General features: G+C 46.0%; 26 protein-coding genes, 2 tRNA genes and 1 other annotated feature (1 of these 29 only partly in view). All 28 genes read left to right on the top strand.

What is annotated here, in order from left to right; all coding sequences use genetic code 11:
* Positions 1-98, top strand: a binding site (T-box leader) (it extends 107 nt beyond the left edge of the window).
* A gap of 89 nt (positions 99-187) precedes the next feature.
* The 28 genes from proS (at position 188) to B5E64_RS12545 (ending at position 23,838) form a co-directional block, all read left to right on the top strand.
* Positions 188-1,633, top strand: a complete 1,446-nt coding sequence (gene proS, locus B5E64_RS12680; RefSeq protein WP_087168836.1) for a proline--tRNA ligase — start codon at positions 188-190, stop codon at positions 1,631-1,633.
* 1 nt (position 1,634) lies between these two features.
* Positions 1,635-2,978 carry a CCA tRNA nucleotidyltransferase gene (locus B5E64_RS12675; protein ID WP_087168835.1) on the top strand — a complete coding sequence of 448 codons (1,344 nt, stop codon included), beginning with the start codon at positions 1,635-1,637 and terminating at the stop codon, positions 2,976-2,978.
* A gap of 176 nt (positions 2,979-3,154) precedes the next feature.
* Positions 3,155-4,156, top strand: a complete 1,002-nt coding sequence (locus B5E64_RS12670; RefSeq protein WP_087168834.1) for a CotS family spore coat protein — start codon at positions 3,155-3,157, stop codon at positions 4,154-4,156.
* A gap of 37 nt (positions 4,157-4,193) precedes the next feature.
* Positions 4,194-5,927: a phospho-sugar mutase gene (locus B5E64_RS12665; RefSeq protein WP_087168833.1), complete on the top strand. Its 1,734-nt coding sequence runs from the start codon at positions 4,194-4,196 to the stop codon at positions 5,925-5,927.
* Between the two features lie 187 nt (positions 5,928-6,114).
* Positions 6,115-6,390 carry an HU family DNA-binding protein gene (locus tag B5E64_RS12660; protein ID WP_087168832.1) on the top strand — a complete coding sequence of 92 codons (276 nt, stop codon included), beginning with the start codon at positions 6,115-6,117 and terminating at the stop codon, positions 6,388-6,390.
* 59 nt (positions 6,391-6,449) lie between these two features.
* Positions 6,450-6,704 (top strand): RNA-binding S4 domain-containing protein, encoded by a 255-nt coding sequence (locus tag B5E64_RS12655; RefSeq protein ID WP_118636889.1) that lies wholly within the window; start codon positions 6,450-6,452, stop codon positions 6,702-6,704.
* Between the two features lie 120 nt (positions 6,705-6,824).
* Complete coding sequence (gene yabP, locus B5E64_RS12650) at positions 6,825-7,118, top strand: sporulation protein YabP (RefSeq protein ID WP_087168868.1); 294 nt, start codon at positions 6,825-6,827, stop codon at positions 7,116-7,118.
* Between the two features lie 10 nt (positions 7,119-7,128).
* A complete protein-coding gene (gene yabQ / locus B5E64_RS12645) occupies positions 7,129-7,464 on the top strand; it encodes a spore cortex biosynthesis protein YabQ (protein WP_087168830.1) in 336 nt (111 codons plus the stop codon).
* A 65-nt stretch (positions 7,465-7,529) separates the two neighbouring features.
* A complete protein-coding gene (locus tag B5E64_RS12640) occupies positions 7,530-7,856 on the top strand; it encodes a septum formation initiator family protein (protein WP_087168829.1) in 327 nt (108 codons plus the stop codon).
* Positions 7,857-7,970: 114 nt separating this feature from the next.
* Positions 7,971-9,365 (top strand): SpoIIE family protein phosphatase, encoded by a 1,395-nt coding sequence (locus tag B5E64_RS12635; protein WP_087168828.1) that lies wholly within the window; start codon positions 7,971-7,973, stop codon positions 9,363-9,365.
* Between the two features lie 59 nt (positions 9,366-9,424).
* Entirely contained in the window at positions 9,425-10,813 is a 1,389-nt protein-coding gene (gene tilS, locus B5E64_RS12630; RefSeq protein ID WP_242960184.1) for a tRNA lysidine(34) synthetase TilS, read from the top strand.
* On the top strand, positions 10,797-11,324 hold the full coding sequence (gene hpt / locus B5E64_RS12625) for a hypoxanthine phosphoribosyltransferase (protein WP_087168827.1): 528 nt from the start codon (positions 10,797-10,799) through the stop codon (positions 11,322-11,324). The genes tilS and hpt overlap by 17 nt, the downstream gene beginning before the upstream one ends.
* Positions 11,325-11,342: 18 nt before the next feature.
* Positions 11,343-13,205: an ATP-dependent zinc metalloprotease FtsH gene (gene ftsH, locus B5E64_RS12620; protein ID WP_087168826.1), complete on the top strand. Its 1,863-nt coding sequence runs from the start codon at positions 11,343-11,345 to the stop codon at positions 13,203-13,205.
* Between the two features lie 25 nt (positions 13,206-13,230).
* A complete protein-coding gene (locus tag B5E64_RS12615) occupies positions 13,231-15,279 on the top strand; it encodes a glycoside hydrolase family 13 protein (protein WP_087168866.1) in 2,049 nt (682 codons plus the stop codon).
* Between the two features lie 97 nt (positions 15,280-15,376).
* Positions 15,377-17,095, top strand: coding sequence for an LCP family protein (locus B5E64_RS12610; RefSeq protein WP_087168825.1), 1,719 nt, complete (start codon positions 15,377-15,379; stop codon positions 17,093-17,095).
* A 122-nt stretch (positions 17,096-17,217) separates the two neighbouring features.
* Positions 17,218-17,299: transfer RNA gene (locus B5E64_RS12605), tRNA-Tyr, on the top strand.
* 4 nt (positions 17,300-17,303) lie between these two features.
* Positions 17,304-17,390: transfer RNA gene (locus tag B5E64_RS12600), tRNA-Leu, on the top strand.
* 237 nt (positions 17,391-17,627) lie between these two features.
* Positions 17,628-18,101 carry a hypothetical protein gene (locus B5E64_RS12595; RefSeq protein WP_343284066.1) on the top strand — a complete coding sequence of 158 codons (474 nt, stop codon included), beginning with the start codon at positions 17,628-17,630 and terminating at the stop codon, positions 18,099-18,101.
* Entirely contained in the window at positions 18,095-18,472 is a 378-nt protein-coding gene (locus B5E64_RS12590) for a hypothetical protein (RefSeq protein ID WP_087168824.1), read from the top strand. The genes B5E64_RS12595 and B5E64_RS12590 overlap by 7 nt, the downstream gene beginning before the upstream one ends.
* 25 nt (positions 18,473-18,497) lie before the next feature.
* A complete protein-coding gene (locus tag B5E64_RS12585) occupies positions 18,498-19,109 on the top strand; it encodes a hypothetical protein (RefSeq protein WP_087168823.1) in 612 nt (203 codons plus the stop codon).
* Positions 19,110-19,294: 185 nt separating this feature from the next.
* A complete protein-coding gene (locus B5E64_RS12580) occupies positions 19,295-19,558 on the top strand; it encodes a hypothetical protein (protein WP_087168822.1) in 264 nt (87 codons plus the stop codon).
* A 1-nt stretch (position 19,559) separates the two neighbouring features.
* The gene (locus B5E64_RS12575; protein ID WP_087168821.1) at positions 19,560-19,934 is read left to right on the top strand and encodes a hypothetical protein; all 375 of its coding nucleotides are present in this window, start codon (positions 19,560-19,562) and stop codon (positions 19,932-19,934) included.
* 166 nt (positions 19,935-20,100) lie between these two features.
* Complete coding sequence (locus tag B5E64_RS12570) at positions 20,101-20,685, top strand: TetR/AcrR family transcriptional regulator (protein WP_087168820.1); 585 nt, start codon at positions 20,101-20,103, stop codon at positions 20,683-20,685.
* Between the two features lie 19 nt (positions 20,686-20,704).
* Positions 20,705-21,235 (top strand): flavodoxin domain-containing protein, encoded by a 531-nt coding sequence (locus B5E64_RS12565; RefSeq protein WP_087168819.1) that lies wholly within the window; start codon positions 20,705-20,707, stop codon positions 21,233-21,235.
* Between the two features lie 63 nt (positions 21,236-21,298).
* Positions 21,299-21,604 carry a hypothetical protein gene (locus tag B5E64_RS12560; protein WP_087168818.1) on the top strand — a complete coding sequence of 102 codons (306 nt, stop codon included), beginning with the start codon at positions 21,299-21,301 and terminating at the stop codon, positions 21,602-21,604.
* Between the two features lie 6 nt (positions 21,605-21,610).
* Complete coding sequence (locus B5E64_RS12555) at positions 21,611-22,093, top strand: RNA polymerase sigma factor (protein ID WP_087168817.1); 483 nt, start codon at positions 21,611-21,613, stop codon at positions 22,091-22,093.
* A complete protein-coding gene (locus B5E64_RS12550; RefSeq protein WP_087168816.1) occupies positions 22,077-22,829 on the top strand; it encodes a hypothetical protein in 753 nt (250 codons plus the stop codon). Before B5E64_RS12555 ends, B5E64_RS12550 begins: the two co-directional genes overlap by 17 nt.
* Positions 22,830-22,923: 94 nt before the next feature.
* Entirely contained in the window at positions 22,924-23,838 is a 915-nt protein-coding gene (locus B5E64_RS12545) for an AraC family transcriptional regulator (protein ID WP_162610187.1), read from the top strand.
* Positions 23,839-23,883 lie beyond the last annotated feature (45 nt).

Genomic DNA, 23,883 nt, shown 5'->3' with positions numbered 1-23,883 from the left:
TGAAAAGTGCAGCGTTTTATCAGCGTTAATGATCAATGAAGTGAGCCGCAGATGTTGTGGTTAATGAGGGTGGTACCGCCGGACATCCGGTCCCTGTTTGGGACGGATGCCCGGTGTTTTTTACATTAAGACAGGGGGCAGAAGTCCTTGGAAGCTGTGAAAAAGTATGATGAGAGGAGAATGCGACATGGCAAAGGACAACAAAAAATTTGTAAAGTCTATCACATCCAGAGATGAAGATTTCGCTCAGTGGTACACGGATGTGGTGAGAGAGGCAGAGCTTTGCGACTATTCCAGCGTGAAAGGATGCCTGAACTATCTGCCGAATGGATATGCAATCTGGGAAAATATCAAGGCAGATCTGGACAAGAGATTTAAAGATACAGGAGTAGAGAACGTATACCTTCCGATGCTGATTCCGGAGAATCTGCTTCAGAAAGAAGCGGATCACGTAGAAGGATTCGCTCCGGAAGCTGCATGGGTGACACATGGCGGAACAGAGAGATTACAGGAAAGATATGCGATCCGTCCGACATCAGAGACACTGTTCTGTGATCTGTGGAGCCGTATCGTGCAGTCTTACCGTGACCTTCCGAAAGTATGGAACCAGTGGAATTCCGTACTGAGATGGGAAAAGACGACACGTCCGTTCCTTCGTTCCAGAGAGTTCCTGTGGCAGGAAGGACATACCATCCACGCAACTTACGAGGAAGCAGAAGAGAGAACACTTATGATGTGGAAGGTCTACAAAGACTTCATCAGCGAGTCTCTTGCGATTCCATATGTAGCTGGAAGAAAGACAGAAAGTGAGAAGTTTGCAGGTGCAGAAGACACATACACAGTAGAAGCGCTGATGCATGATGGAAAGGCACTTCAGTCCGCGACAAGCCACTTCTTCGGAAATGGATTCCCGGATGCATACGACATCAAATATCTGGATAAGAACAATGAGCTCCACAGTGTTTATGAAACATCCTGGGGACTTTCTACAAGAATTATTGGTGCGATCATTATGGTACATGGCGATGACAGCGGCCTGGTGCTTCCGCCAAGAATCGCTCCGAAACAGGTACGCGTGATCCCGGTGGCACAGCACAAGGAAGGTGTTCTTGACCGTGCAGAAGAGCTGCTGGCAGCGATCCGCGCAGAAGGATTACGTGCAGACATCGACGAGTCCGAAAAGAGTCCGGGATGGAAATTCAGCGAGCAGGAGATGCTTGGAATTCCGGTACGTGTGGAACTTGGACCGAAAGATATCGAAAACGGTCAGGCAGTCCTTGTAAGACGTGACACAAGAGAGAAGACTGTTGTAGCAATCGACGAGGTACCGGCAGCACTGGCTGAACTTCTCGAGACAATTCAGCAGGATATGTATACAAGAGCAAAAGCATTCCTGGACGGCCACATCGATGAGGCAGAGACCATGGATGAAATGGTTGCAAAATTCAAGGACAACAGAGGATTCATCAAAGCGATGTGGTGTGGAGATGAAAGCTGTGAAGAAGCGATCAAGGCAGAGACAGGCGGAGCCGGATCCAGATGTCTGATCGAAGATGAAGAGCCGATTTCCGACAGATGTATTTACTGCGGAAAACCGGCAAAACACAAAGTTTTCTGGGGTAAAGCATACTAAAATGGAACAGGTCAGGATCAGACTGCCGGAAAAAGTGCAGTGGATCATCCGAAAGCTCAAAGAACAGGGCTTTGACGCATACGCAGTGGGCGGATGTGTCAGAGACTCGATACTGGGAAGGGAGCCGGAGGACTGGGATATCACAACATCCGCAAAGCCGGAAGAGATCAAGCAGATCTTCCGGCGGACGGTGGATACCGGAATCGAGCACGGCACAGTGACTGTTCTGGCAGAAAAAGAAGGATTTGAAGTAACGACATACCGGATTGACGGCGAGTACGAAGACGGAAGGCACCCAAAAGAAGTCTGGTTTACAGGAAAGCTTGCAGAAGACCTCAAGAGACGGGATTTTACGATCAATGCCATGGCATACAACGATGAAGACGGCCTTTGTGACCTGTTCGGAGGACAGGAGGATCTGCAAAAAGGGATCATCCGGTGCGTGGGAGATGCCCGTGAGCGGTTTACGGAGGATGCACTCCGGATTCTGCGGGCTGTCCGATTTTCAGCACAGCTTGGATTTTCAATGGAAGAGAAGACAAAGGAGGCAGCGGGCGCGCTTGCCGGAACCCTTGTCAAAATCAGCGCGGAGCGGATTCAGAGCGAGCTTGTAAAGCTTCTCGTGTCACCGCACCCGGAAGAGATGCTGACGGCGTGGGAACTTGGCATCACCAAAGTGATTCTTCCGGAATTTGACCGGATGATGGAGACAACACAGGAGACGCCGCACCATATGTATAACGTAGGCGTGCATACAGTGGAGGCATTAAAGCATATCCGCGCAGACCGGATTCTCCGCCTTTCCATGCTGTTCCATGACATGGGCAAGCCGGAATACAAGACGATGGATCCGGACGGAACTGCCCATTTCAAGAAACATGCCATCGGAAGCGAACGGCTTTCAAAAGAGATCATGCGACGGCTGAAATTTGATAATGATACGATCCGGAAGGTGTCAAAACTTGTCTACTACCATGACTACCGGATGCCGCCGAACCGGAGACTGGTCCGCAGGGCGGTGAACAAGATCGGAAAAGATCTGTTCCCTTACTATCTGGAAATCCGGATGGCAGATACTCTGGCACAGAGCCTGTATCACAGAGACGATAAGATTTCAGATATTGAAGGCGTTGCAAAGTGCTTTCAGGAGATTGTGGATGAGGGCGAATGCGTATCGCTGAAAGAACTTGCTGTGACAGGGAAAGATCTGATCGATGCCGGAATCAGTCCGGGACCGCAGATGGGAGAGATTTTGAATGCTCTTCTTGAAGAGGTGCTGGAAGATCCGGAGAAAAATCAAACAGACTACCTGATTACCCGGGCGGCCAATATGAATCATTTATAGTACAAAGATACAAAACAAAAAGACAGCCGTGATAGCTGGCGTACACCAGCATTATCACGGCTGTCTTTATGCAGTTTCCGCCCGCCATGCTGGAGGAGAATGATTGAACCGGTTCTATTTAATCCCCCGCATTCATAAGCTAGAAAGACGATTGAATCAGAAGGCAGGGGGCAGTTATGGGTGATTATGATTTAGAGGTACTGGAACAATATCCGATACAAGTGGACAATGTCCGAAAAGTGAGGGGTGCCATCCTGTGTGAGACGGATCGGGGTCTGATGCTTTTGAAACAGGCGGCATTATCAAAGCCGCGCATTTTAGTTATGAATGAAATCCATAAAGCGATGAAAAATCAGGAACATCTGAAGTGCGATGAGCTGATTCCGAATAAAGAAGGAGAGTTTCTGACAGTCTCTGAGGACGGGGTATCTTATTATCTGAAAGCGTGGTATCAGGGACGAGAGTGCGACGTCCGGAAACACTCGGAAATTCTGGAGTCGGCAAAGCTGCTGGCCAAAGTTCACAGGCTGATGGAATTTCCCCGGTGCAGGGAAGGATTCCGGGAACCGGATCTTGTGGATGAGTACCGCAGACATAACAGAGAACTGAAGAAAGTATGGAATTTTATCCGGAAAAAGACAATCAAAGGGGAGTTTGAAAGCAGATTCCTGGAATGTTTTGAGGCTATGTACTGCGTGGCGGCCAGGGTGGAGCAGCGTCTTGAGGATTCGGCCTACCGGCAGCTGATGGAACAGAGCAGAGAAAAAGGAAGTTTTGTCCACGGAGAATACAATTACCACAATATTCTGATTGCTCCGGACGGCATGACAGTGGTGAACTTTGAACATGTGGGCAGAGACATTCAGCCGTCGGATCTTTATTATTTTCTCCGGAAAGTTATGGAAAAGCATCAGTGGAATGAAAAACTCGGTGCGGAGATTCTGCGGGCATACTGTGCGGTCAATCCCCTCAGAGAAGAAGAAAAAGAATACATTGCGCTCCGGCTTTCCTATCCGGAGAAATTCTGGAAATGCGCCAACACGTACTATAATTCCAACAAAGCATGGATTTCTTCCAAAAGTGTCGAAAAACTGCGGCTTTCCATTGAGCAGAACGAGGTAAAGAAGGCGTTTTTAGAACAGATATTTTCTTTCCATTTAGATAAGAGTGGTGTATAATAGACAGCATAGAAGACCAATCAGGAGGTACAAAGATATGGGATATCGTGAAAAATACGATGAATGGTTGACAAGTACATACTTTGACGCTGAGACAAAAGCAGAGTTAAAAGAGATCGAATCCAATGAAAAAGAAATCGAAGACCGTTTTTATAAGGATCTGGAGTTCGGTACAGCAGGACTCCGTGGAGTCATCGGTGCAGGAACGAACCGTATGAATATCTATACGGTACGTAAGGCAACCCAGGGACTGGCAAACTACATCGCCGGAAAAGGTGCGCAGGCACAGGGCGTTGCGATTGCATACGATTCCAGACGGATGTCCCCGGAATTTGCGGATGAAGCAGCGCTCTGCCTTGCGGCAAACGGAATCAAGGCTTATGTATTTGAGAGTCTCAGACCGACTCCGGAGCTTTCATTCGCGGTGAGAAAGTTAGGATGCATTGCCGGAATCAATATCACAGCAAGCCATAACCCGCCGGAATACAACGGATATAAAGTATACTGGGAGGACGGCGCGCAGATTACACCTCCTCACGACAAAGGTATCATGGACGAGGTAAAGGCAGTGACAGATTTTGCCACTGTTAAGACGATGGACAAAGAGGCTGCCAAAGAAGCAGGCCTTTACGAAGTCATCGGAGCGGCGATTGACGATGCTTATATCGCAGAGCTGAAAAAACAGGTACTGCATCAGGATGCCATTGATCAGGTCGGCAAAGAGCTCAAGATCGTATATTCCCCTCTTCACGGTACAGGAAATATCCCTGCAAGAAGAGTATTAAAAGAGCTCGGATTTGAAAATGTATATGTAGTAAAAGAGCAGGAGCTGCCGGACGGCGAATTCCCGACGGTATCCTACCCGAATCCGGAATCAGAAGAGGCATTTGAACTTGGACTGAAACTGGCAAAGGAAGTGGACGCAGATCTTGTTCTTGCGACAGATCCGGATGCTGACCGTCTTGGTGTTTATGTAAAAGATACGAAGTCCGGCGAGTATAAGGTGCTGACAGGAAATATGTCCGGATGCCTTCTTGCTGAATATGAGATCAGTCAGAGACAGGCGTTAAAAGGACTGCCGGAGGACGGCTGCCTGATCAAGACGATCGTTACGACCAATATGGCAGACGCCATTGCAAAGTCATACGGCCTCAGACTGATCGAAGTTCTGACAGGATTCAAGTACATCGGACAGCAGATTCTCGGATTTGAAACGACAGGAAAGGGCGAGTATGTATTCGGCTTTGAAGAAAGCTACGGATGTCTGATCGGAACCCATGCAAGAGATAAAGACGCGATTGTAGCAACCATGGCACTGTGCGAGGCAGCGGCTTACTATAAGACACAGGGCAAGACACTGTGGGATGCCATGATCGATATGTATAACAAATACGGCTACTACAAGGACAGTATCCAGTCCATCACAATGAAAGGAATCGAAGGACTGGAAAAGATCCAGGCGATTCTTGAGACGCTGAGGAATAATCCTCCGGTCAAAGTGGGAGAATACCAGGTATTAAAAGCCCGTGATTACAACGCAGATACGATCAAAGATCTGGCAACAGGCGAAGTGACAGCAACAGGACTTCCGAAGTCCAATGTTCTCTACTACGATCTGACAGACGACGCATGGCTTTGCGTAAGACCATCCGGAACAGAGCCGAAAGTGAAGTTCTACTATGGCATCAAGGGCACTTCTCTTGAGGACGCAGATGCCAAATCAGAGGCTCTTGGGAAAGCTGTTCTGGAAATGATCGACAATATGCTTTAAAATATCAGAAAACTTTGTGAAACCTGCGGAAAACAGGGGCGCAGCACTATAATTCACTTGACAAATATACAAGAAACCGTTATAACTTTTAATGAAGATAACCCATAGAAATCAGGGGTTTTGAAAGTTAGATCATGACAGATCAGAAAGATACTTTTATAACGGGACAATAGGAGGATAAGTATTTATGAACAAAACAGAATTAATCGCAGCAGTGGCAGAAAAGGCAGAAATTTCCAAAAAAGATTCTGAAAAAGCATTAAAAGCATTCATCGACGTTGTAACAGACGAGTTAAAAGCTGGCGGAAAGATCCAGTTAGTAGGATTTGGTACTTTTGAAGTAAGCGAAAGAGCAGCAAGAGAAGGAAGAAATCCTCAGACAGGAAAGACTATGAAGATCGAAGCTTGCAAAGCTCCTAAATTCAAAGCTGGAAAAGCATTAAAAGACGCAATCAACGCATAAGATATTTATGAACGGAAATAGAGGGCTGTCATGCCCTCTATTTTGTTACTATATTAAAGATACAGGAGGCAGTTATGAGACTGGACAAATTTTTAAAAGTTTCACGTCTGATCAAACGGCGCACCGTTGCAAATGAAGCGTGCGACGCGGGCAGAGTTACGGTAAACGGCAAGCCGGCGAAGGCATCTACAAAGGTAAAAAAAGGTGACGTGATCGAGATTCAGTTCGGCACGAAAGCAGTAAAGGCGGAAGTACTGGATATTCAGGATACGACGAAGAAGGAAGAGGCAAAAGAGCTTTTCCGTTATATTTAATTCAGAAAAGGAATAAAGGCGGGCGCAGATTCATAGTATATCTCAGAAGCACGTTGGAAGAAGCAGACAGGCTGACAACGAAAGAGAGGTTGAGAGAAGATGATGATGAGCAGCAGTATGATGAGCGTTACAGAAGAGGCACAGGTCCGGAAAGCACACAAACTGGTTGTCAATAACAGAAAGACAAGTCTTGTGACCGGAGTGCTGGATGTCCTGTCCTTTGATCTGAATGAGATTCTCCTGGAGACAGAACAGGGGATGATGATGGTGAAAGGGAGCGACCTCCATGTCAACCGGCTCAGTCTGGAAAAGGGAGAAGTCGACCTTTCCGGAAATATTGACAGCATTACATATTCAGATATGAAACAGACGACCAAACAGGGCGGAAAACTTCTTGCGCGCCTGTTCCATTAGGAGGCGGGCGATGAGCGGGCTGGGAGTCGAGGCGGATGCATTTTTAAGAGCATTTTTTTCAGGGATGTTCCTCTGTGGGGTATATGAGGTGCTGCGTCTTTTCCGGAGGATTATCCGGCATCATTCTATTGTCGTTTCCGCCGAAGATTTTCTGTACTGGCTGTTTTGCGGATTCTATCTGTTTGGCGAAATCTTTCAGACAAGTTCCGGAGAAATCCGGTGGTACTTTATCGCGGGAACTGTGGCAGGAGCAGTCGCCTTTTTTGCGGTTTTGTCAAAAACCGGCAAGTTCTGCGGAAAGATTTTTGAGAAAAAAACTGGAAAACACGGAAAAAGAGTTGATTAATCGTGGGAAAAAGGATACTATTATATGTATAACCTGGAACAACCTGAATCTACGGTGAGGTAAAGATGAAGATTTTTAAGAAAAAAACACGCACGTCTCAGAAGGGACCGCGGTTTTCCAGATATAAAGGAAGCGTTGTATTTATATCCTGTATTCTGCTTGTGCTTACGGCGGTGACGACCGTGCACAGCATTTCGCTCGGAGCTGAACTGCAAGACAAAAATGCGCAGATCACAGAGCTGGAAAAAGAGAAGAAGGCAGAGAAGCAGCGCACAGAAGAGATCGAAGAGTACAAAGAATATGTAGGGACGGATGAGTACGTCGAAGATACGGCCAGAGACAAGCTCGGCATGGTAAAGGAGAATGAAATTCTCTTTAAAGCTGAGGAATAATGATATGACATTGCACACAGAAGATAGCTTTGGGAAAGACTGATTTCCCGAAGCTGTTTTTTATTCTATTCAGGCAAGGTCTTTTCACGATACAGATATAAGAAGGGGCAGAAGATGGAAAAGAAGAGTTGTATGATGAATCCTTATGTGGAGCAGATGGAGAAATTCGGGAGATCGCTGGAGCATCTGGCGGATACGTTTTTCAGAATGGAAGAAAGGAAAGGGCAGTTTACCTCCGGCGAGGTGGAAGAAATGTTTTCCAGGGTATCTGAGAACGTGTGCAGAAACTGTGAAAACCGGTCCTGGTGTCTGGGAGAAAACAGGGTGCGGACGCATCAGATGGTATATGAAATTTTAAAAACTGCGGATGAATACGGAGCGGAACTGAATATGGATCTGAAAAAGAGGCTTCAAAGATACTGTATCCTGGCGCCGCGGTTTCTACGTGAGACGATGGAAACATTTCAGGATGCCAAGCAGGCGATGTTCTGGACCAATCGTATTGTACAGAGCAGAGAAGGATGCGCGGTGGAACTGGACGCCTTTGCGCGACTGATCCGGCATGCGACAAGGGAGCTGGACGCGAGCATTTTTTCGGATGAGCGTCTGGAAAAGCGGATCAGGACAAAGCTGAAAAACGAGAATATGCGGATACTGAGCATGGTCTTTTTGATGACACCGCAGGGAAGATATGAAATCCATCTGACTGCAAAGGCGGGGAAAGGACAGTGCGTCAGCACGAAAGAACTGGCACGGGTGCTGTCGGCCTGCACCGGACGGATCATGGAGCCGGCAAAAGACGAGAGAAGATCGCTGGGGCAGGAGTATGCGACCATTGTTTTCCTGGAGATGCAGCACTACTATACGCTTCAGGGAGTGGCAAAGATAGGAAAGGGGTGCGCGGATATTTCCGGGGACAGCTTTTCCATGATGGAGCTTCCGGCAGGAAAACAGGGAGCGGTTCTTTCTGACGGCATGGGTTCCGGAGAGGAGGCATACCGGGAGAGCGCCATGGTAGTGGATATGCTGGAGGAACTTCTGGAGGCGGGATTTCCGGCGCGGACAGCTCTGGAGATGATGAATACGGCGCTGGTGATCGGCCGGGAGGAGATCCGTTTTTCCACCATTGACATCAGCATTTTCGATCTGTATGAGGGGACCGTGGATATTTTAAAAGCAGGGGCGTCCACAACTTTTATCCGCCATCAAAATGGAGTGGAGAGGATCTGCTCTACCAATCTTCCCCTCGGGGTGATTCAGGATCTGGAAATCCAGAGCGTACATAAGCATTTGCAGAGCGGGGATTTCGTCATTATGATTACAGACGGCATCATGGATGCGCTTCCGGTAGGGGAGCAGGAGTTTCTTCTGGACACTATCATCCGAGGAACAAGCCTGAACAACCCGAAAGAAATGGCGCACCACATCCTGGAACAGGTGCTGGAGTGGACCGGGGAAGAGCCGATGGACGACATGACCGTGCTGGTTGTGGGAATCTGGAGAATATAACTTGCTTTTTACGGAATTATTATATAAGATGAAGAAAAAGAGATACAGGAGAAAACGACGTGGCTGAAGAGAAAAAACGGGAAGGATTGCAGAAAAAAGTGGAATCCTATCTAAGACGATGGAATATGATAGAGCGAGGGGAACATATAGTTGCAGGTATATCCGGAGGAGCTGATTCGGTATGCCTGCTTTTTGTACTTTTGAGCCTGCAAAAGACAATGGGAATCCGGGTCACAGCGGTTCACGTCAATCACATGCTGCGGGGAGAGGAGGCCGACGCGGACGAACGGTTTGTGGAAGAACTATGCAGGCAGCAGAACGTCCCATGCCGTGTGTTCCGGATTGATGTGGCAAAAGAGGCGGAAAAGAGAAAATGCTCCCAGGAGGAGGCGGGCCGGGAAGTCCGCCGGGAAGCCATGCGAAAGGTGATGGTGGAAGAGCATGCGGACAAAATCGCGTTTGCCCACCATCAGGACGATAACGCGGAGACTGTCATTATGAATCTCTGCAGGGGAAGCCGGGTAAAGGGGATGCGGGGGATTCTCCCGGTCTCCGGGGAACTGATTCATCCCCTCCTCTGCGTGGGAAAGGCGGAAATTGAGGCAGCGCTGAAAGAGCAGGGGATTCCGTGGAGAATCGACGCGACCAACCTGGAGGATGCTTACACAAGAAACCGGATCCGCAACAGAGTCATGAAAGAACTAAATGAGATCAATCCGGGAACGGCAGAACATATTTCCAGAATGGCGGAAAAAATGTCTGAGTTGTGGGAATATATGGAAGACGAAACGGGAACATATATTAAAGAATGTGTGAAGGAAACAGACGGCGGAAAGCTCATCCGGAAAGCGGAACTGGAAAGAGTTCCGAAGGTGTTCCGTGAGGAAGTTATCCGTTCTGTACTCTGCGAGGTGTGCGCAGGTGAAAAAAATCTGCGGGCGGTTCATGTGCAGGATATCCACGGGCTTATGGAAAAACAGCCGGGGAGAAGCATATCACTTCCTTACGGAGTCAGAGCACTTCGGACATACGAAGGAGTATTGATACAGAAAAAAGAGAAGATGGGAGAACAGCTGGAGAAAAAACCGGAAATCGGGTTTAAAATGCAGGTCTTTGACCGCCGGGAGGGCGAAAAGTGGCCAGATACCCCCTACACGAAATGGTTTGATTATGATATAATAAAAGGCAGACTTGTCATGCGGACACGCCGGGAGGGTGACTATATTACGGTCACCGCAGACGGAAAGCGTCAAACTTTAAAGAAATTTTTTATTAATCAGAAGGTTCCGGCCGGCAAACGAGATGAAATTCCGCTGATTGCAGACGGGAATGAGATCGTCTGGATCGTCGGGTACCGGCAGAATAAAGCGTATCAGATTACGGAAAGAACAGTAAAAATAGTACAAATAGAGATTTACGGAGGAGAAAAAAATGGCAGAGACAATTAAAGTATTGGTTCCGGAGGAGCAGGTAAATCAAAGGATCGAGGAGCTTGGAAAGAAGATCAGTGAAGATTATGCCGGAAAGCATGTACATCTGATCTGCGTCCTGAAAGGCGGGGTCTTTTTTATGTGTGAACTTGCAAAGAGAATTACAGTTCCAGTTTCCATGGATTTTATGAGTGTCAGCAGCTATGGATCAGGCACGGAATCAAGCGGCGTGGTAAAGATCGTGAAGGATCTGGATGAACCGCTTGAGGGGAAAGATGTGATTATTGTGGAGGATATCATCGATTCCGGCCGCACGCTTTTTCATCTGATGAAAATTTTAAACGAAAGAGGGCCGAAAAGCATGCATATCTGTACACTTCTGGACAAACCGGAACGCCGCGTGAAAGATGTTCACGTTGACTATGTCGGCTTTAACATTCCGGATGAATTTGTAGTCGGCTACGGTCTTGACTATGACCAGAAGTACCGGAACCTTCCGTATATCGGAGTGGTCGAAGGAGTAGAATAGAAAGGAGAAAAAGGAAGGTTGAATAATAAAAAGAACAGAGGCTTCGGCAGCGTATCAGTACTGATATTCATCGTGCTGATCTTCCTTGCTTTCTGGGTAACCAATCAGTCACAGCAGAGAAGCAGGACGCTGACGCTGGATGAATACCATGAGGCCGTCGAAGGGAACCAGGTGGAAAGCGCTGTCATCTATCAGGATCAGGCAGTTCCGACGGGTCAGGTTGAACTTTTGATGAAAGATTCCGGAGAATACCGGTATGTCAATATTTCCAATGTTCAGAACGAACAGAATTATCTGGAAAGTGAAGGAATCAGCTGTGAGTTAAGTGAAGTACCGGGTGAAAATGTATTTCTGACATCGATTCTTCCAACGATCATTATGGTAGGCGCGATTTTCCTGCTTTTCGCATTTATGCGAAGACAGAGCGGCGCAGCTGACGGAGGAGCGGGTGCCAAAGCAATGAATTTCGGAAAGAGCCGGGCCAGAATGAGTACGGATAAAGACAAAAAAGTCACATTCGATGATGTGGCAGGACTCAAAGAGGAAAAAGAGGAACTTGAGGAAATTGTGGATTTTCTGAAAAATCCTCAAAGATATATTCAGGTAGGGGCGAGAATTCCGAAAGGAGTACTGCTGGAAGGACCTCCGGGAACAGGTAAGACACTGCTTGCGAAGGCTGTAGCCGGAGAGGCGGATGTACCGTTCTTTACGATTTCCGGTTCAGACTTTGTGGAAATGTTTGTCGGAGTCGGAGCATCCCGGGTAAGAGATCTGTTTGAAGATGCCAAGAAACATGCACCGTGTATTATTTTTATCGATGAGATTGACGCTGTTGCAAGACGCAGAGGAACCGGTATGGGAGGCGGACATGACGAAAGAGAGCAGACACTGAACCAGCTCCTTGTGGAGATGGACGGATTCGGAGTCAATGAGGGCATCATTGTCATGGCTGCGACGAACCGGGTAGATATTCTGGATCCAGCAATCCTGCGTCCGGGACGATTTGACAGAAAGGTTCTCGTAGGACGTCCGGATGTACAGGGAAGATTTGAGATTCTTGCCGTACACGCAAGATCCAAGCCGCTCGGAGATGACGTTGATCTGCGGCAGATCGCGCAGACGACAGCCGGATTTACCGGGGCGGATCTGGAAAACCTGCTCAATGAAAGCGCGATTTACGCGGCAAAGCAGGCCCGCATGTACATTACACAGGAGGATATCCGGCGGGCATTTGTCAAAGTCGGAATCGGCGCGGAGAAGAAGAGCCGTGTGATTTCAGACAAGGAAAAGAGGATTACGGCCTACCATGAGTCAGGACACGCGATCCTGTTCCATCTCCTACCGGATGTTGGGCCGGTCTATACGGTTTCCATCATTCCGACAGGAAACGGTGCGGCAGGATATACGATGCCGCTTCCGGAAAAGGACGAAATGTTCAACACAAAAGGGAAAATGCTTCAGGACATCACGGTTTCCCTTGGAGGCCGGGTGGCTGAAGAAATCATCTTCGATGACATTACGACAGGAGCGTCACAGGATATTAAACAGGCTACAAGCCTCGCAAAAGCGATGGTGACCAAGTTCGGCATGTCAAAGGAGGTCGGCTTGATCAATTATGACAATGACAGCGACGAAGTCTTCATAGGAAGAGACCTTGCCCATACAAGGGGCTACGGTGAAGCGGTTGCAGGGAAGATTGATGAGGAAGTGAAACGAATTATTGACGAATGTTATGAAGAAGCAAAGACAATAATAAATGAGCATATGGACGTATTACACAAGTGTGCATCTCTCCTTCTGGAAAAAGAAAAAATTTCCAGAGAAGAGTTTGAAAGTTTATTTACAGAAAGCTCTCAGGAAGAACAGATGCTGCCGGAGTAGATACGGGAAGAAAGGGAGTATGTTTATGAATAAACAGGCATTATTTTGTGATGGGACGGGAGTATATGTCATCCCGCCGGAACCGGTAGAAAATCAGAAGATAATTTTAAGATTCCGAACGGCGAAAGATGATGTGCAGGAAGTAAAAGTGGTCACAAGTGAGGCCTGTTTTTCTATGGAAAAAGGGCAGTCATCAGAAGTTTTTGATTATTATAATACCCGTATTCAGATAGGAAACGAGCCTTTGAAATATCACTTTGAAATTCGGGGAAATGATGGAGAAGTGGTGTATTTTAACCGCTACGGGGTAGTCGAAGAGCCGATGAAGACCTACGAGTTTGTGTTGATTCCCAACTTCTCCACACCGGAATGGGCCAAAGGGGCGGTAATGTATCAGATCTATACGGACCGTTTTTATAATGGAGATCCGGATAATGATGTTGTGACAGGGGAATACTATTATCTTGGAGCCAGATCCGAGAAAGTAGAAGACTGGAACCAGAAACCGGCCAAGGCGATGGCGATCCGTGAATTTTACGGCGGGGATCTTCAGGGAGTGCTTGATAAGCTTGACTACCTGCAGGAGCTCGGTGTTGAAGTCATATATTTTAACCCGCTGTTCGTTTCGCCGTCTAATCACAAATACGATATTCAGGATTATGATTATATTGATCCGCACTTTGGCAGGATCGTAAAAGACGGCGGAGAGATCCTTCCGGAGGGGTGTGCGGACAACAGTCAGGCGACAAAATATCAGGTACGAAGTGCCGGAAGGGCAAATCTGGAGGCAAGCAATCAGTTTTTTGCCCATGTGGTCGAGGAGATTCACAGACGCGGCATGAAAGTCATTCTTGACGGAGTTTTTAATCACTGCGGATCCTTCAACAAGTGGATGGACAGAGAAAAGATCTACCTGAAAGAAGGAACGTATGAGCCGGGCGCATACATTTCAGCGGACAGCCCGTACCGGGACTTCTTCAAGTTTTATAACGAAGATCCGGGCGCATGGCCGGATAACGGAAACTATGACGGCTGGTGGGGTCATGAAACGTTGCCAAAGCTGAATTATGAAGAGTCCGTAAAACTGGAAAACTATATTCTCAGGATCGGGAAAAAATGGGTTTCGCCGCCGTATAATGTGGACGGATGGAGACTGGACGTAGCGGCTGATCTTGGGATGTCAAAGGAATACAATCACGATTTCTGGAAACGCTTCCGGATGGCTGTCAAAAGTGCGAATCCGCAGGCGATTATTCTTGCGGAGCACTATGGAGATCCGAAAGAATGGCTTCAGGGAGATGAATGGGATACAGTCATGAATTACGATGCGTTTATGGAACCGCTGACCTGGTTTTTAACCGGTATGGAAAAGCACAGCGATTTCAGCCGGCCGGATCTGTGTGACAATGCGGATTATTTTATCAATTCCATTACGCACCATATGGCAGCAATGCCGACTCCGTCACTTATGACGGCAATGAATGAACTGTCAAACCATGACCATTCCCGTTTCCTGACACGGACGAATCATATGGTGGGACGTGTTGACCAGCTGGGACATGAAGCGGCAGAGATCTATACGAATCCGGCTATCATGAGAGAAGCTGTCGTGATGCAGATGACCTGGGTAGGAGCGCCGACAATCTATTATGGCGATGAGGCCGGGGTATACGGATTTACAGATCCGGACAACCGGAGAACATACCCGTGGGGAAATGAAGATAAAGAGATGATTGCTTTCCACAAGGAAGTTATCGCTATTCACAAACGTTACCGCGCATTCCGGACAGGATCGCTCAAGATGCTGACCTGGGAAGAAGGGATTCTTGCCTATGCGCGCTTCAATGACAGAAGACAGTTTGTTGTTATCGTGAACAACAGAAGCGAGGCGGCAACAGTCCGCGTACCGGTCTGGCCGGCAGAGATTCCGATGCAGGGATTTATGAGAAGGCTGATCTATACATATGATGAAGGATATACAACAGAGTTTGAAGAGTATATTATAGAAAACGGCGAGATTGTCCTTAATATGGGGAAACATTCCGCAATAATTTTAAAAAAGCGTGAATATTAGCCAAAAACTTGACAAACCGGCATAGATGTAGTAAAAGTTATAAAATAGTACAAGTGCGAACAGACGCAGGAAAGACCTACGAAAGGATAAAAGAACTATGGTCCAGAAAGAGAGTGGAAACGGAAAGCTTCCAGAGAACAGACCGGTACGCCGGCAAAAAAGACGTGCGGACGCATCCGGTCAGAAGAAGTCCGATTCAGACTATAATTTGGATGAGGGACAGGAACGTACAACGACAAGAAAGCGAAAGACAGAGGGGACAAGACGGAAGATTCCTGACAGACTTACGGAGGAGGAAAAACGGGCAAGAAGATTGAAGGAGATCGGAAGACGTAAAGAACGAAAAGCCGAGCGCGCCGGTGCAGCCAGAGGTATGGTATTTTTCACATTTCAGCTTGCGGCATCTCTGGCATTCTTGTGGCTTCTGTGCTGGATGGATATTCTGCTTATGGAATACCTTCTGGGAATCGCGGGAGTACTTCTGGTACTGCTTGGAATCACATTGATTTCACAGCTGGCTGTACGGGGAAAGGGCAAGATTGTCGGCAAGGTATTCAGTTTTTTGATGACGATTGTTCTGGCTGTCGGATCTTTTTATGTTTATAAAACCGGCGGGGCGCTCCTGAGCATTGCAGGCGGCGGATCGGAAAGTCATAAGATGGTTGCGGTCGTAAGAGAAAGTGACAAGGCAGAAGAGCTGAGCGACGCAGAAGATTATGTGTTTGGAATCCAGTATGCAACGGATGGAGAAAACACTGATAAAGCGCTTTCTAATATCAATAAGCAGTTGAAAAAGAGCATCGATACCGAAGTGTTTGATAATATGGAAGAGATGGCGCAGGCTCTGATGGATGAAGAGATCGATATCATTGTTTATGATTCCAACTATCAGAATACGATGGAGAAAGCGTCAGAAGGCTTCGGCTCCAATACAAGGGTGATTTACGAATATACAGTAGAAGAGACGCAGGATGTTTCTCTGGATGTTCCGGTTCAGTCAGAGCCGTTTACCGTGTATATCAGCGGTATTGATATCTACGGAAATGTGGAGGATTCCAGCCGAAGTGATGTTAATATCATCGCCACGGTTAACCCGACAACACATCAGATTCTGCTGGTAACGACTCCGCGAGACTACTATGTGGAGATTCCGGGTATTTCCGGCGGCATGAAGGATAAGCTGACACATGCAGGAAATTACGGGGTGGATGTTTCGATTGATACACTGGAAGAGCTGTATCAGGTATCAATTCCATTCTATGGGAGACTGAATTTTACCTCCTTTATCAATATTATTGATATTCTGGGAGGTGTAGACGTAGAGTCTGAATATGCCTTCACAACAGGCACCGACGCCGGAGCTGTTGTTGAAATTCAGGAAGGCACGAATCACCTGGACGGTCAGGAGGCACTTGCGTTTGCAAGAGAGCGTCATGCGCTTGTAGACGGCGACAATCAGCGTGGAAAGAATCAGGAGGCACTGATTACCGCAATGATCAAAAAGATGGTATCTCCATCCATGATCGTAAAGGCGGCTGATATCCTTGACGAGGCAGCCGACAGTGTAGAGACAAATATGTCCATGAAACAGATCCGGGCACTGATCAAACAGCAGCTCAGCGATCACTCAGACTGGCAGATCTACTCGATGGCAGCCGACGGTATCGGCGGTCAGGAGATGTGCTATTCGACCGGAAGTCAGTATCTTTATGTGACGATCCCGAATGAAGACACTGTGGCCGAGATTGCGGACATGATTAACAAGGTGGAGGCCGGAGAGATGATTGAAGGCTCTGAGACGGCTGATGGAACCTGATAACCAACGGTTAGGATTAAGATTTATGATACAAAAGAAAGCGCAAGGGAAATTTTCCTTGCGTTTTTCTTTGGAATGTGGTATAAATAATTATTGGCAGGGCATGATACCCTGTATCATAAGGATGGATTCCCGAGTGGCCAAAGGGGGCAGACTGTAAATCTGTTAGCAACGCTTTCGGTGGTTCGAATCCACCTCCATCCACTTTGCCGCAGTGGCGGAACTGGCAGACGCACAGGACTTAAAATCCTGCGGGACTTATCCTCCCGTACCGGTTCGATTCCGGTCTGCGGCAGGTCTTGAGAAACGCTTCAAATTCGTTAGACAGCGGATTTGGGGTGTTTTTTCTTTTTATGGAAACATTGTACAATGTTGTAAAGCAGAGCTTGTATCGGAGAATGCGCATGGATAAACGTATTAAGAGTGGGTTCTGGACGGGGGAACGGTCTTATATGGAAGCGCCTCTGAGTTAAGGGCTACACTGGAATATGATTTTTCTCAGGAGAGAGAGTTCAGTTATAAAGGCCTTTCGATGAATGAGATTATCCATCATCTGGCGGTATTTGTCTCAAGATTATGGCAGATTCATATCTTTGGCGAGGGCAATACGAGAACAACAGAGTATCTGGAATTGTTTTTAAGGAATCTGCTTCTGAATGAAAAAAATGAACTTCATAACCGATATTTGCATATAAGTGGACTTTGGAAGATGCAAAAAGTAGACATTGGAGAAGGGAAAGGAGACATTCAGAGTTCGAAAGTAGACATTGAAAGTCTGATTGCGGTGAAAGCGACAGATTTTTCGGAAAAGACAATTTCTCATATTTATAGAGTGTATGACAAGTTCGGTTTTGATATGATTTTTGGGCGAACCGCAGTTGGTGAACTGCTTGGACTTCAGAATTCAAGTGCATCCAAGATGCTTGCTAAACTGCTGAGGGCAGAAATAATAGAGCCGGTGTCCGGTCACGGGAAAGGGAAATACAGGTTTTCGAGAAGATGGTGATACAGCATATTTGTATAGATGCATTAGAGAATAAAACTATAGCTGAAAAGAAAGAACAGTGCAGGGAAAATTATAACGAATTAAAAAGCGGATTACTGTTCTACCCGATGGAAAACTGTTTTAAATTGTTTTATAGACAAATGTATAAAGATTTTATTTTTCTTGGAATTAAGCTTGCTTGTGAAAGCGGCGATATGACTTTTATGCTGAATGGATTGTTTCAAGGGAATAGAATTGGAATGATATGGAATAATTGTCTGAATACTACACAAGATCAATCTGGCGGCCTGGTTAACATAATTCTGGCTTTTGCGGCCAATGATTTAAAACTCGTAGAAAAGTATGCCGGTTTCTCCGGGGATCTCAGATAACGGATATTATAAAGGACATTACAACATGATGTATGCCAAATACTGGAAAGATCAAGAAGCAGGGCGTGAGGCTGAAAAACAACTTCTGAAATTTATGGCAAAGAAACAAAGTAAATTTGATCTTTCTTTTACTCGTTATCTTTTGGCATTGTACTACGAAGATGCTTCTGAAATTTCAAACTGTTTAATTGAATTATGCTATACCGTTGCAAGATCGAACTGGGTGCAGGAAGAGATTTTCTTCGATACTCTTCATTATAAGTTAGGCAGACGTGTTGCGTTGTTTGTTCATGGACTCTACCACTTGGCATATTATTCGTTGAATGAAACTACTTTTACAAAGATTCAATTACCGGAGCACAAGACATTTATAAAAGAGTATGAGGAATTTAACATAGAACATGGTTTTCCAGTTGGCAGTCATTTCATTCATCTCGATGACATCAGCCAATATTTGGAACATTTTATTGATATAGAGATGATACCTGAAGTAGGCGTAGTGAAAGACATACATGACGGGAAAAACTATTTAGATGCAGATTCATTCCAGGAAAAAGTCTTTGCTAATTTGAAGTCAAAGAAGCTGATTGATCATGATGAATCCGCTGGGAAATTTGTTTTTCGCTCAATAAAATAGAATAATATTGTTTTTTGGGAGAAGCTATAATGAAAAGCTTCTTCTTTTTTTATGTGCCGCCGGGTAGATTTTTTTGGATCTGGCGGCTGTTTTTAATATTTCGCAAACAAAACAGCAATCTTTCTCCAACATTTGGGCTGTAACCTTATACCATCAGATAAAGATAAATGAAGGAGGAAAGAATAGTGGCAAAGTCAAAACTTGTAAAAGTAAATCAGAAAATAGCCGAGAAGGTTGTGGGCGGCTACAAGAAAATTGAAGACGGAGTTGTAGGCAGCTACAAGAAGATTGAGGATGGTGCTGTAGGAGGATTTACAAAAATCTCGGATTCTTTTGTGGATCAGTTCCTGACAAAAGACGGGGAGTCAATTGAAGAGGCGAAAGCCAGACTTGCAGAAGAACAGAAAGAACGGCAGATGAAAGCAATGAAGAAAAAGGAGAGAGTATAGCATGAAGAAAAGTAGTTTTGTAGCAATGATTTTGGGAACTATCGGGGGAATCTTTTTTGCCCTTGGAATGTGCATGGCATTGATACCGGAGTGGAATGCGTTTCAGCCGGGAGTTGTAATGGGCACAATTGGAGCCCTTGTGCTTCTGATCATGATGCTGGTATGGAGAAAAATGGAAAATAAAGCGCCGATCCATCTGTCGGGAAAAACAATCGGAACGGTTCTGCTTGGAATTATTGGAGCATTGACGCTTGGCGTAGGCATGTGTCTGACGATGGTATGGAGCAATATGATTGCAGGAATTGCAATTGGTCTGGCAGGAATCATTCTTTTGTTATGTCTGATCCCTCTGACAAAAGGATTCAAAGAACAGTAAGGAAAAATCCTGTACGCTCTGTTTGTGGTGGCGGTCATCACCCTGGTTTTTGTGGGAAACGTGATACTGGGATAAAAAGCAGAGATTGATATTGACATTAGTAACATAGTGAATATAAAATAGTTATATAAATAATTTATATAACTATTTTTTTATGGAGAAAAAGATGCCGAAACAGAGAATTACAAAAGAGATGGTCGTGGAAGCGGCGTTTGAAATTGCAAGAAATGACGGAATGGAGCATGTACTGGTCAAGAATATTGCGGAAAAGATCGGCTGCTCTGTGCAGCCGATCTACAGTTACTGTAGAAATATGGATGGACTGAAGGCTGATGTGACAGGCCGGGCGTTGGAGTTTGTGCGGGAATTTGCAGCGGCGCATATTGACCCGTCAGATCTCTTTGCCAGCACAGGCAGAGCGTATGTACAGCTTGCAAAAGAGGAGCCGAATATATTTAAGCTGTTCATTCTGCACCGGAGAGAAGGAGTTTCCTCTCTGGATGAACTGTATCAGAAAGAAACAGATCCCCAGACCTCCGGATTTATTGCAGACGGGCTGAAAATCAGCAGGGAAGAAGTAAAGAAGCTTCATCTGCATATGTTGATTTATACGATCGGCATTGGGACAATCTTCTGTATGACAACACCGGGCATTTCGACAGAGGAAATTTTTGAGCAGCAGGAAAAGGCGTATCAGATTTTTCTGAAAGAGACACTTGAAAACAAGAGAAACGGAAACCAGCAGGGATAGTGTTCAGTGAGGGATGATTATGGGCAGAGGAATTATCTTGTATCAATCAAAATATGGAGCGGCCAGAAAATATGCCGGATGGATCAAAGAGGCGACAGGCTTTGAGGCGGTGGAAGTGAAACAGGCCGAAATCGGTGAAGTCATCCGGTATGACGTAATTATTTTATGCGGAGGCATTTATGCATCCGGCATAGCGGGCATTTCGTTTCTGCGGAAACACTTTGACAGACTGAAAGAAAAACAGGTTATGGTGTTTGCGGTCGGGGCATCTCCGTACGATGAAAAAGCACTTGAGGAAGTAAAAACGGTAAATTTGAAGGGAGAACTCGCATCCATCCCTCTTTATTACGGAAGAGGAATGTGGGATGAAGAGAAAATGACATGGAAAGACCGGACCCTGTGCAGGATGTTGAAAAAAACGGTAGCCAAAAAGGATCCGGACACCTACGAGCCGTGGATGAAAGCGCTGATGAGTGCGGACGGGAAACAATGTGACTGGACAGACAGAAGTTATCTGGAACCGATTTTAAAAGATTTGAAAAAAATTTGAAAAAAATGAATGGAAACACTCCTTTGAATCGTATTAGAGATGAAAGACAAAGGAGGGATTGAGATGAAGAAAATTGTAGCAGGAATTCTGGCGGCAGTAATCGGAGTATCGGTGGCTGCATCCGGGGCTGTAAAGGCCGGAAACAGACAGGAGACTTCAGCCGGCTGGAACAATGGGATCTGTGTAAACAGCTCGGTATGTCCGAACCATCATAACAATACAGGTGACTGTGCAGGAACGGGAACCTGTTATACAGATTCCGATCATGATGGTGTCTGTGACAATTATCAGAATAAAATCTGCAATAATGCAGAAGGACACCATATGCACCACCAGAACAGTGGATGCAGGGGAGGACGAAACAGGTAAACATGTATGCAAAGTGAACGAGAGGTAAACAGGGCGATTGAAAGGTATTCGGATATGGTCAGAAGAATCTGCCTGATCCACCTGCAGAATAGTGCTGATACCGAGGACATATTTCAGACGGTTTTTCTGAAATATGTCCTTCGTTCCATGCCGTTTGAAAATGAAGAACATGAAAAAGCCTGGCTGATCCGGGTGACAGTAAATGCCTGCAAGGATCTGCGCAGAAGCTTTTTCAGGAGCAGGACGGTCTCGCTGGATTCACTCCTGGAGATGCCGGCTCCGAACCGTCAGGACCACAGAGAAGTGCTGGAGGCAGTGCTGTCTCTTCCGGGAAAATATAAAGATGCGGTCTATCTGCATTATTATGAGGGATATACAGCGGAAGAAATCGGGAAAATTCTCGGGAAGAAAACCAATACGGTTTACACGATGCTGACACGTGCGCGGGCACTGTTAAAGGAAAAGCTTGGAGGTGAGGAGTACGGATAAGAGAATAAAAGAAGCGTTTGATCAGATTCACGCAGACGAAGAGCTGAAAGAACGCACAAAACAGTTTCTTAGAGAAAAAACAGATGGATACAAGAAAAAGAGAATTCGTTCCTACCGTACCTGGATCCCGGTGGCGGCATGTCTGGTGATTTTTCTGATTGCAGGGGGATACTGGAGCTTTTTCCTTCCGACAGCGGCGATTCAGATCGAAGTGAATCCTTCGCTGGAAATGGAAGTCAACCGCTTTGGTAGAGTGCTTTCTCTGGAAGGGAAAAATGAAGACGGGGAAAGACTGGCCGGGGAATTAAACCTCCGATTTATGGATTATGATGAGGCGGTGGATGAAATTCTACAAAATGAGCAGATTGCGGCACTTTTGAATCAGAATGAAATTTTATCTGTGGTTGTTATAGGAGAAAACAAGCAGAGTCAGGATATGATGGCATTTGTGGAAGAACTGGAACAGACACAGCACAATATCGACTGCTGCCATGCGACAGAAAGCGAAGCGCAAGAAGCGGAAGAAGCAGGACTTGGATATGGCAAATACAGAGCATATCTGGAATTGAAGGAGCTGGATCCCGACATAACGACGGAGGAAGCGGCCAATATGACCATGAGAGAACTTTATGAGAGGATCCGGGAACTGGAAGCGGATGGTGACACACAGACAAGTACCGGAACCGGAGGAAGCGGACAGGGAAAACATCACCATCATGGACATAAAAATGAATAGTGAATATAAAAAACAGCAGATTTGGAACAGCAATTTTATTTGGTGCGTCCTATACTAAATGTACCACGTGGAAGAAACAATAGGAGTGAGGTATATGGAAGCAGGAACCATTATTCGGAAAAGTAAGGAGTATATCGAAAAGCATATTGATGAAGTGCTGACAGTGGCAAAGATCGCTGGGACGGTTGGATATTCAGAATATCATTTTTCAAGAATCTTCCGGCAGGAGACTGGAGTTTCAGTGATGGAATATGTAAAAAGTGAAAAACTCCGAAGGGCGTCCGGGGATATACGGAATGGAGCGAAGATTGTGGATACAGCTGTAAAATATGGCTGGGAATCTCACAATGGATTTACGAAAGCATTCAAAAAAGAGTTTGGTTACTGCCCGGCCTTACTGCGAGCCATGGTTATGAGTATGAAACAGTTAGGAGGAAAAAATATGAACGAGGGAATGACTGGAAGACCAGAGGAACATGCTGAAAAACAAATGCTGTTTGAAAAATTAAAAGAGAGGGTTTTGACATTGAATCCACAAGAAGATGTGGGAAAGCTTGAGCAGATGTATCTTTATGCATGCCAGATTTATCAAGGAATGAAACGATATTCAGGTGATGAATATATCACACACCCGCTCCACACTGCGCTTTTACTTGCGGATATGGAGGCGGAGCCTGAAACCATTCTCGCAGGCTTATTTTGCGATGCATTGAAAAAGACAGAAGCCACAATGAAAGAATTAAGGAAATATCTTCCGGAGAAAACAGCTGATCTGATTGAAGCAAAAGCAGCGGAAGAAGCGGATATGGAGACAGATCTTTTGGAACAGGTCACCTTGCTCCGGCTCGCCGAGCGTCTTCATAATATGAAGACGATTGAATGGATCGATGAGGAACAAAGAAAAAAACGGGCAGCTGAAACCATGGAAATTTTTCTTCCGTTGGCTGAAAAGACGGGCAATCATGAGATTGCAGAGGAACTAAAAACGCTGGCGGAAGAGAATTTGTAACGATGATGAATGTTTCTTTTAATGGGCATAATACAGCGGCAGGCG

The sequence above is a fragment of the Drancourtella sp. An12 genome (assembly GCF_002160935.1).
Classification (GTDB): Bacteria; Bacillota; Clostridia; order Lachnospirales; family Lachnospiraceae; genus Sellimonas; species Sellimonas catena.
Note: the sequence above shows the minus strand (reverse complement) of the source record. Positions and strands in the feature narration are given on the sequence as shown.

Bases quoted from the DNA above. Each gene is read 5' to 3' on its own strand.
- proS (WP_087168836.1), top strand. From the start codon at position 188: ATGGCAAAGGACAACAAAAAATTTGTAAAGTCTATCACATCCAGAGAT.
- B5E64_RS12675 (WP_087168835.1), top strand. From the start codon at position 1,635: ATGGAACAGGTCAGGATCAGACTGCCGGAAAAAGTGCAGTGGATCATC.
- B5E64_RS12670 (WP_087168834.1), top strand. From the start codon at position 3,155: ATGGGTGATTATGATTTAGAGGTACTGGAACAATATCCGATACAAGTG.
- B5E64_RS12665 (WP_087168833.1), top strand. From the start codon at position 4,194: ATGGGATATCGTGAAAAATACGATGAATGGTTGACAAGTACATACTTT.
- B5E64_RS12660 (WP_087168832.1), top strand. From the start codon at position 6,115: ATGAACAAAACAGAATTAATCGCAGCAGTGGCAGAAAAGGCAGAAATT.
- yabP (WP_087168868.1), top strand. From the start codon at position 6,825: ATGAGCGTTACAGAAGAGGCACAGGTCCGGAAAGCACACAAACTGGTT.
- yabQ (WP_087168830.1), top strand. From the start codon at position 7,129: ATGAGCGGGCTGGGAGTCGAGGCGGATGCATTTTTAAGAGCATTTTTT.
- B5E64_RS12640 (WP_087168829.1), top strand. From the start codon at position 7,530: ATGAAGATTTTTAAGAAAAAAACACGCACGTCTCAGAAGGGACCGCGG.
- B5E64_RS12635 (WP_087168828.1), top strand. From the start codon at position 7,971: ATGGAAAAGAAGAGTTGTATGATGAATCCTTATGTGGAGCAGATGGAG.
- hpt (WP_087168827.1), top strand. From the start codon at position 10,797: ATGGCAGAGACAATTAAAGTATTGGTTCCGGAGGAGCAGGTAAATCAA.
- B5E64_RS12615 (WP_087168866.1), top strand. From the start codon at position 13,231: ATGAATAAACAGGCATTATTTTGTGATGGGACGGGAGTATATGTCATC.
- B5E64_RS12610 (WP_087168825.1), top strand. From the start codon at position 15,377: ATGGTCCAGAAAGAGAGTGGAAACGGAAAGCTTCCAGAGAACAGACCG.
- B5E64_RS12595 (WP_343284066.1), top strand. From the start codon at position 17,628: ATGAATGAGATTATCCATCATCTGGCGGTATTTGTCTCAAGATTATGG.
- B5E64_RS12590 (WP_087168824.1), top strand. From the start codon at position 18,095: ATGGTGATACAGCATATTTGTATAGATGCATTAGAGAATAAAACTATA.
- B5E64_RS12585 (WP_087168823.1), top strand. From the start codon at position 18,498: ATGATGTATGCCAAATACTGGAAAGATCAAGAAGCAGGGCGTGAGGCT.
- B5E64_RS12575 (WP_087168821.1), top strand. From the start codon at position 19,560: ATGAAGAAAAGTAGTTTTGTAGCAATGATTTTGGGAACTATCGGGGGA.
- B5E64_RS12570 (WP_087168820.1), top strand. From the start codon at position 20,101: ATGCCGAAACAGAGAATTACAAAAGAGATGGTCGTGGAAGCGGCGTTT.
- B5E64_RS12565 (WP_087168819.1), top strand. From the start codon at position 20,705: ATGGGCAGAGGAATTATCTTGTATCAATCAAAATATGGAGCGGCCAGA.
- B5E64_RS12560 (WP_087168818.1), top strand. From the start codon at position 21,299: ATGAAGAAAATTGTAGCAGGAATTCTGGCGGCAGTAATCGGAGTATCG.
- B5E64_RS12555 (WP_087168817.1), top strand. From the start codon at position 21,611: ATGCAAAGTGAACGAGAGGTAAACAGGGCGATTGAAAGGTATTCGGAT.
- B5E64_RS12545 (WP_162610187.1), top strand. From the start codon at position 22,924: ATGGAAGCAGGAACCATTATTCGGAAAAGTAAGGAGTATATCGAAAAG.